Origin of the sequence: Natronomonas sp., assembly GCF_028274965.1 — an archaeon.
GTDB lineage: Archaea > Halobacteriota > Halobacteria > Halobacteriales > Haloarculaceae > Natronomonas.
This window is the reverse complement of record NZ_JAQCNO010000013.1, coordinates 22,009-28,266: the sequence shown is the minus strand read 5'-3', so window position 1 is coordinate 28,266 and position 6,258 is coordinate 22,009. Positions and strand designations below refer to the sequence as shown.

Annotated in this window: 8 protein-coding genes; 3 read left to right on the top strand and 5 right to left on the bottom strand. The window is 65.3% G+C overall.

Annotated features, from left to right (window positions below):
• A partial coding sequence (locus Q0916_RS02025) for an ATP-binding protein (protein ID WP_299233652.1) occupies positions 1-1,341 on the top strand: 1,341 nt, incomplete at its 5' end.
• Between the two features lie 96 nt (positions 1,342-1,437).
• Positions 1,438-2,283 (top strand): hypothetical protein, encoded by an 846-nt coding sequence (locus Q0916_RS02020; protein ID WP_299233649.1) that lies wholly within the window; start codon positions 1,438-1,440, stop codon positions 2,281-2,283.
• Between the two features lie 39 nt (positions 2,284-2,322).
• Here the strand turns inward: Q0916_RS02020 and Q0916_RS02015 are convergent, their stop codons facing one another.
• Genes Q0916_RS02015 through Q0916_RS02005 form a run of 3 tightly spaced genes read right to left on the bottom strand, consistent with a single transcriptional unit; the run spans position 2,323 to position 4,614 of the window.
• Positions 2,323-2,706, bottom strand: a complete 384-nt coding sequence (locus tag Q0916_RS02015; RefSeq protein ID WP_299233647.1) for a Zn-ribbon domain-containing OB-fold protein — start codon at positions 2,704-2,706, stop codon at positions 2,323-2,325.
• Positions 2,703-3,869 carry a thiolase domain-containing protein gene (locus Q0916_RS02010; RefSeq protein WP_299233646.1) on the bottom strand — a complete coding sequence of 389 codons (1,167 nt, stop codon included), beginning with the start codon at positions 3,867-3,869 and terminating at the stop codon, positions 2,703-2,705. The genes Q0916_RS02015 and Q0916_RS02010 overlap by 4 nt, the downstream gene beginning before the upstream one ends.
• Before the next feature lies 1 nt (position 3,870).
• Positions 3,871-4,614: a beta-ketoacyl-ACP reductase gene (locus Q0916_RS02005; protein WP_299233645.1), complete on the bottom strand. Its 744-nt coding sequence runs from the start codon at positions 4,612-4,614 to the stop codon at positions 3,871-3,873.
• A 264-nt stretch (positions 4,615-4,878) separates the two neighbouring features.
• Here Q0916_RS02005 and Q0916_RS02000 point away from each other — a divergent pair, with 264 nt between their 5' ends.
• A complete protein-coding gene (locus tag Q0916_RS02000) occupies positions 4,879-5,202 on the top strand; it encodes a chorismate mutase (RefSeq protein WP_349254492.1) in 324 nt (107 codons plus the stop codon).
• 192 nt (positions 5,203-5,394) lie between these two features.
• Here the strand turns inward: Q0916_RS02000 and Q0916_RS01995 are convergent, their stop codons facing one another.
• Together Q0916_RS01995 and Q0916_RS01990 are read right to left on the bottom strand one after the other, a co-directional pair.
• Positions 5,395-5,781 carry a PIN domain-containing protein gene (locus tag Q0916_RS01995; RefSeq protein WP_299233644.1) on the bottom strand — a complete coding sequence of 129 codons (387 nt, stop codon included), beginning with the start codon at positions 5,779-5,781 and terminating at the stop codon, positions 5,395-5,397.
• Positions 5,778-6,023, bottom strand: coding sequence for an AbrB/MazE/SpoVT family DNA-binding domain-containing protein (locus tag Q0916_RS01990; protein ID WP_299233642.1), 246 nt, complete (start codon positions 6,021-6,023; stop codon positions 5,778-5,780). Before Q0916_RS01990 ends, Q0916_RS01995 begins: the two co-directional genes overlap by 4 nt.
• Positions 6,024-6,258: the final 235 nt, after the last annotated feature.

Here is a 6,258-nt window from a genome sequence, read left to right as displayed (position 1 = left end):
GTCGAGACCGCCGAAAGCGCCGCGGCGGGCATCGAGATCGTCCGCTCGGGTTCGATCGACTGTGTCGTCTCCGACTACTCGATGCCCGACGCCGACGGGCTCGATTTCCTCCGGATGGTTCGGGAGACGTACGAGGACCTGCCCTTTCTGTTGGTGACGGGGCGGGGAAGCGAGGACATCGCGAGCGACGCGATAAGCGCCGGCGTCACCGACTACATCCAGAAGGCCCGGGGCAGCGACCACTACACGCTTCTTGCGAACCGGATCACAAACGCCGTCGAGCAGTACCGATCCAAACGGGAGATCAAAAAGCAGAAACGCGACCTCGAGGAGCTGAAAAACCGGTTTCAGTCCTTCGTCACGCACTCCCCGGACGTCATCACCGTCGTCGACGAGACGGGGACGATCCGGTATCAGAGCCCGGCGGCCGAGCGGGTGCTCGACTCCGAGCCGACCGAGGCCGTCGGCACGAAGGGGATCGAACTCGTCCACCCCGAGGACCGCGCACACGTCATCGAGCGGTTCCGGGAACTCGTCGACGGGGAGCGCGACTCTTTTGTTGTCGAGCACCGCGCCGAGCACGACGACGGAACGGTCGTCTGGATCGAGTCGATCGCCAGCGCCGGCGGCGACCTCGACGAGGACAGGTACATCATGAACTCCCGGGACGTGACCGAACGGAAGCAGCGCGAGCGCGAACTCGAACAGAAGACCGAGCGGTTAGACGAGTTCGCCGGGATCGTCAGCCACGACCTCCAGAACCCGCTGTCGGTCGTTGACGGGCGGATCACGCTCGCGAAGGAGTCCTCGGAGGACCCCGGGGTCGTCGATCACCTCGAGCGGGCCGAGGGCGCGCTCGATCGGATGGACGACATCATCGACGCCACGCTGACGCTGGCCCGGAAGGGCCGGACCGTCGATCGGACGGAACCGGTCGACATCGACGGCCTCGTCGAGGAGTGTTTCCGGACGGTGACCCCTCAAGAGGCGACGCTCCGGGTGAGCGTCGAGAACCTGACGATCCACGCGGACCCCGAGCGGCTCCGACACGTCCTGGAGAACCTCTTTGCCAACGCGGTCGAACACGGCGGCGAGGACGTCACCGTCACGATCGGCGAGACGGACGCGGACGGCATCTACATCGCCGACGACGGGCCGGGCATCCCCGAAGCGGAACGCGATGAGGTCTTCGATCCGGGCTACTCGCTGGCCGAGGAGGGCACCGGGTTCGGGCTCGCCATCGTCGAGGAGGTCGTTGAAGCCCATGGGTGGGACGTGGACGTGACCGAGAGCGAGGGCGGCGGCGCGCGCTTCGAGATCACCGGCATCCGGGCGGTCTGACCGGCCGACGCGACGCCTCGACGCTCCGTTACACGCGCCAAATCGCCGACTGTAATCAGGTGACCAATCTGAAGGGACGGCCCCGATATCCCTACCGTGTCACGATCGAACGTCGGCGGCTGGGCCCGCCTCTCGGCGGCGCGGCCGCCGGTCGGAGCCGGGGCCATCGCCGCCGTGTCGGCGGTTCTGGTCGGCGTGTACGCCCTGCCCGATCCGCTCCGCCGGGAGCTCAGCTTCGCGTACGCCGAGCCGACGCTCGTCACCGCCTACACCGCCCACTTCGTTCACCTCACCGCCTCGCACCTCCTGAGTAACCTCGCCGCCTTTCTCGTCGTGGCGACGACCGCGTACTACCTCTCGGCGCGCGCCGGACGCGCCGGCGCGTTCGTCCGACTCGTCGCAACGCTTCTCGTCGCGTTCCCGATCGCGCTGTCCGGGCTCAACCTCGCCGTCCCCAGGGACGGCGTCATGTACGGGTTCTCCGGGTTGAACATGGCGCTCGTCGGGTTCCTTCCGGCGGTGATCGCAACGTACGTCGGGCGGCGGCGAGACACTGCCATCGACGGGGCCGTGCTGCTCGTCGCGTTTCTCGGCTCGGCGGTCTACGTCGCGACCGTCGGAACGCCGCGTTCGGGCCTGACGGACGCCGTCGTCCTCGTCGCCCTCCTGTCGGTTCTTGCGATCGGACTCGCCCGGTATCTCGCGGGCTCCGACGGGATCGGAATCAAGATCGGGACCGCGATCCCGGTACCGTCGCGCGTGAACGGCGTCGACGCCCCCGCGGTCGCCGCCGTCGTCGTCTGGGTCGTCTTCCTCTCGATCGGGTTCCCCGACACCGTGGCCGCGGACGGACGGGTCACGAACGTCTACGTGCACTTTCTCGGGTACGCACTCGGGTTTATCACCGCGTATCTGGCCTACGAGTGCCAACTGCTGAAATAGCCCTGCCGGGTCGAAAGCCGAGCGGACCCCCTGATCCGTTCAGGCCGGCTCGAAGACGACGAGTCGCTCGCCGGCCTCGCTCGTCCCCACGCCGAGCGTGACCTCCTGTCCGATCTCCACGTCCTCGTGGTCCATGCCCCGCAGTTGGCCGGTGATGCGGACGGGACCGAACTGCGCGACCGCGACGAGATACGGGGCGTCGGCGGCGAACGACGGCCCCGCGACGTTCGTCACCGTCATCGTCAGCACCTCGCCCGTCTCGGGAAGGGGCTCTCTTGTGAACTCCCGCAGACCGGTCTCGGGGTCGATCCGCCGGGGCGGGAGCCAGCCGTCCCCCTCGGGGCCTTCGAGGTAGAACGGCTCGCCGTCGGCGAGCGAATCGAGGAAGTCGTCGTACCCGGCGTCGGGCACGTCGTCGCTCATCCCATCACCTCCAGTACGTTGACGACACAACTCGCAACCGTCCCGCCCGCGTTGTGCGTGAGGCCCATCTCGGCGTCGGCGACCGCCGGGCTGTTGACGTGATCGCCCCGGAGGAGCTTGGTGAGTTCGGAGATCTGACCGCACCCCGTCGCGCCGACCGGGTGGCCCTTCGCCTTGAGGCCCCCCGAGAGGTTGATCGGGAGCTCGCCGTCGATCGTCGTCTCGCCGCGTCTGGCCGCCGCGATCCCCTCGCCGGCCTCGTAGAACCCCAGCGCCTCGATGGCGAACACCTCGGCGGCGGTAAAGCAGTCGTGGACCTCGGCGATGTCGACGTCGTCGGGCCCGATCCCGGCGTCCCCGTAGGCCGTCTCCGCGGCGCGTTCGGCGGCCGGCGTGCGCGCCATCGACGCGCGGTCCTGAAGCGCCATCCGGTCGCTGCTCTGTCCGGACCCGACGATGGCGACGTCGGGGCCGAGACCGCGATCCTCGGCGACGGCCTCGCTGACGAGCAACGCGGCGCTGCCGCCGTCGCTCATCGGCGAGCAGTCGTAGAGCCCGAACGGCGAACAGACCGTCGGCGCGGTCAACACGTCGTCGATGTCGATCGATCGCTGAAACTGCGCGAGGTCGTTCTCGAGGGCGTTGTCGTGGTTCTTGATCGCGATGTGGGCGAGGTCCTCGCGCGTGCCGCCGTACTCGTGGAAGTAGCGGTTCGCCATCAGCGAGTACGCGCCCGGGAACGTGACGCCGGCCTTGATCTCCCACAGCGCGTCGGCGGCGGTCGCGAGCCCGGCCGTCCCCTCGGCCGTCGAGAGGTTCGTCATCCGCTCGGCACCGCCGACCAACACGACATCGGCCTCCCCGCTTCGGATCCGGTTGACCCCGTGTCGGACGGCGACGCCGCTTGATGCGCACGCGCTCTCGACGCGCGTCGCGGGGGCGGTGACCCCGGCGGCCTCGGCTGCGAGCGGTCCGGAGTGGCCCTGTCGTTCCGCGATCTCGCCCATGAAGTTCCCGTAGAACACCTCGTCGACGTCCTCTGGGGCGAGCCCGGCGTCGTCGTAGGCCTCGCTTGCGGCCTCGGCGAAGAGATCGCGGCTCGTCCGTTCGCTTTGTCTGCCGAACGCGGTCATGCCGACGCCCGCGATGGGGACTCGCGTCATCTCACCACTCCATCCCGCCGTTGATGCCGAGGATCTGTCCGGTCATGTAGCTCGACTGTTCCTGTGCGATGAACGAAACCATGCTGACGACGTCCTCGACCTCCGCGAACCGATCGAGGGGGATCCGCTCGAGGATCCCCTCTTTGACGCGCTCGGGGACCGACTCGAGCATCTCCGTTCTGACGAACCCCGGCGCGACGCAGTTCGCGGTCGAACCGTCGTTGGCGAGTTCGAGCGCGAGCGTTCGCGTGAAGCCGAACAGCCCGGATTTCGTCGTCGCGTAGTTTGCCTGCCCGTAGTTGCCCTGTTGTCCGACGACACTCGAGATGTTTATCAGTCTGCCCTCATGTGCCTGTCGGATGTCCTCGAAGCAGGTCTTCGTGCAGTTGAACACGCCGCCCAGATTGACGTCGATGACGCGGTCCCAGTCCTCCCGCGTCATGTTGTCGAACTTCTTGTCGACGGTGATCCCGGCGTTGTTGACCAACACGTCGATGCGACCGAAGGCGTCGGTCGCCTTCTCGTACATCCCCCGAACCTCGTCCATCTCCGAGACGTCCGCTTGGGCGACGATGGCGTCGCCGCCGGCCGCCTCGATGTTCTCGGCGGTATCGTGGGCCGCCGCCTCCGAACTCCGGTAGTTTACGATCACCTCCGCGCCGTTGGCGCCGAGATCCTCGGCGATACCGCACCCGATGCCTTTCGAGGCACCGGTCACCAGACACGTCCTGTTTTCTAAAGACATCGTCGTAACCTGCCGTGTGTGTCTCTCGTTTTGCACATAACTCTTCTCCCGCGGCGTGGCCGCCGTCTCGGGCCGGACGCGGACGGGATCTCGTTTCCGGGCGACCGCCATTGCTTTGTAGCCCCCGCGGCCAGTACCCGGTGATGAACGACCGCACAGCCGTCCCGAGGGCGGCCCTTGGCTCGGTCCCGGCGGGCGACCGACGGGAGCGCCGACGCGGCGGACCCCACCGCGCGCGCTCCGGCACCGAAGCGGGGGCGATCCATGGCCGATAACCGGGACGACGCCGGAGAGCGATCCGCCCGCGGCGATCCGGCCGAGATGGAACTCGACGAACTCCGCGAGGAGATCCGCAACATCGACCAGGAGATCGTCGAGCGGATCGCACAGCGCACCTACGTCGCCGAGAGCATCGCGGCGGTCAAACGCGAACAGGGGCTGCCGACGACGGACGAGTCACAGGAGCAGGCGGTCATGGACCGCGCCGGCGCGAACGCCGAACAGTTCGACGTCGACGCGAACCTAGTGAAGGCGATCTTCCGGCTCCTGATCGAGCTGAACAAGGTCGAACAAAGAGAGAGCCGGTAGCCGAGAGAACGGCTGTTACGTGGCTTCTGGCTACACATTAGTGGATGGATATGTCGAATACCGCGCCACCGCTCGAATTTTTAGACTTGATGAGCAGCCGGAAGATTCGATCAGATCTGTCGCGCTCGCGGTCACGACAACCGCTACGAGTACCTCGCTTCGCTCACGTGATACTCCCTCCTCTGTCCGAAGCTATTCCTCGTCAGTTGGTTCGAGTGGGAGTTGTTCGACCTCGATCTCTTCGTAGTCCTTCTCAGAGGAGAGCACGTCCATCCCTCGCGTTTCCGCGGTCGCTGCGTGAAACGCGTCGAACGGCGTCATTCCCTCGTCGTAGTAGTTAAGCGCTTTCAGAACCACCTGTTTCTCTTCCTCGTTTCGCACGGGGACGAGCTCGAGCAAGTTCGCCACCAGCGGAACGTAGTCAAACTCGTACCGTTCCCGGGCGAGGAGAAGTTCGAGATACGAGAACGGCGACGTTTCGACATCGTATTCGGCGAGAGCATCCTCTGCTGAACTCTGTAACCAATCGGTATCTTTGGCGAGTGCGAGCAGGAGATCCGTCTCGACGTACACCGTCATCCGTCGCCGCCGGCTTCCTCAGCTTCGTCTTTCGCCTCTGCCTCGATATCCTCCCGAATTTCCTCGACGGATGCACCGTGAAGCTCGCCTGCCGCCTCGCGGACAGCGGCGAGTGGATCGTCCGCGACCGGAATCAGCTCGATTCTATCCTCGTACATGACGATGTGATACTTCTGGCCGTACTTCTCGCGCACCTCCTTCGGGATGTACAGCCGCCCCTGTGCATCCGTTTCTGCTGACATAGAGAAGAATATGTTACCATAAACAAAAAATCTTACCATTAAATTGGCACTGATGGTTCCAACAAGATCGTTTCAATCGTGTATATGGTGAATTTCATCCATTTGAACAAGGTCGAGCAAAGAGAGAGCCGGTAATCAAAAACAAGATATACAGAGCCTATCTCGTAGGTTTAGGTTGCAAATCTCCTTCCGATTGTTGTACGACCGGTCTCGGGTAGACGCATAACATACTACG

What these genes read in the sequence shown, in the direction of transcription:
- Q0916_RS02015 (WP_299233647.1), bottom strand. Translation starts at nt 2,706, where the DNA reads ATGAGCGACGACGTGCCCGACGCCGGGTACGACGACTTCCTCGATTCG.
- Q0916_RS02010 (WP_299233646.1), bottom strand. Translation starts at nt 3,869, where the DNA reads ATGACGCGAGTCCCCATCGCGGGCGTCGGCATGACCGCGTTCGGCAGA.
- Q0916_RS02005 (WP_299233645.1), bottom strand. Translation starts at nt 4,614, where the DNA reads ATGTCTTTAGAAAACAGGACGTGTCTGGTGACCGGTGCCTCGAAAGGC.
- Q0916_RS02000 (WP_349254492.1), top strand. Translation starts at nt 4,879, where the DNA reads ATGGCCGATAACCGGGACGACGCCGGAGAGCGATCCGCCCGCGGCGAT.
- Q0916_RS01995 (WP_299233644.1), bottom strand. Translation starts at nt 5,781, where the DNA reads ATGACGGTGTACGTCGAGACGGATCTCCTGCTCGCACTCGCCAAAGAT.
- Q0916_RS01990 (WP_299233642.1), bottom strand. Translation starts at nt 6,023, where the DNA reads ATGTCAGCAGAAACGGATGCACAGGGGCGGCTGTACATCCCGAAGGAG.